This is a genomic window from Vibrio sp. 1249-1 (assembly GCF_033340495.1).
Map to the genome: position 1 here is coordinate 1 of NZ_JAWOWJ010000440.1, position 754 is coordinate 754.

1 protein-coding gene is annotated in these 754 nt (G+C 45.1%); it reads right to left on the reverse strand.

What is annotated here, in order from left to right:
- Positions 1 to 754, reverse strand: a 754-nt coding sequence (locus R7Z50_RS26875) for an inosine/guanosine kinase (protein WP_318149666.1), incomplete at both ends; no start/stop codon positions are given.

Here is a 754-nt window from a genome sequence, read left to right on the forward strand (position 1 = left end):
AATATGCGGATAAACTCGAATCGGATTCTGACATGCATCTTTTTTAGCCGGACGGCTGAACTCGTAACGGTTAAATTCAGCAATCGAGCCAGGAAGTAATGGCAACGTGGTTTCACGCTTCGCACTGTCTTCAGTGTAACCCGCCATAAACAGACCAACAGGACCTGCGGTACATAACACCATATCAGCCCACTCTAGCGTCTTATCAGAAGCGGCTAGCGGATCAGTTTCGCCTGTTAGCGCTTCTGCTTCGTCTTCGTTCATTGCGACAACAGAAACGTGTTCACGAATAAAGTCTTGCCAGTATTTAGGATCGTCTTGAATAACAAACTTAGTACCTAGCGTTAATACAACAGGAACGTCGTTCTTCTTCGCAAACTCAATGGCTTTCATTGTTGCTTCAGGCATTGGATCGCCTTCTTTACAACGAACTAAGTAAGATGTCAGTACTAGTGCAGAAGCATTTTTGAAAATTTTCTCAGGAATGCTGTCTGGATGAAGCTGGTTCATTTGACCTTCGCTGATCGCAAAAGTACGTTCACCGTCTTCAGTGATCAAAGCAAAACAACGACCGATAGCACCATCAACACCTTGCAGGTAATTCAGATCCATGCGGCTCGATGTATTACAAAGGTAACGATAGCCGTAGCTGCCGATTTTGATATCCTGGCTCATCACACCAAGCAGCGTAGAACGATCGTCTGCAAGAACCGAGTAGTTATGAAGTGTATTGCCAATCGTACCACCAGCGTAT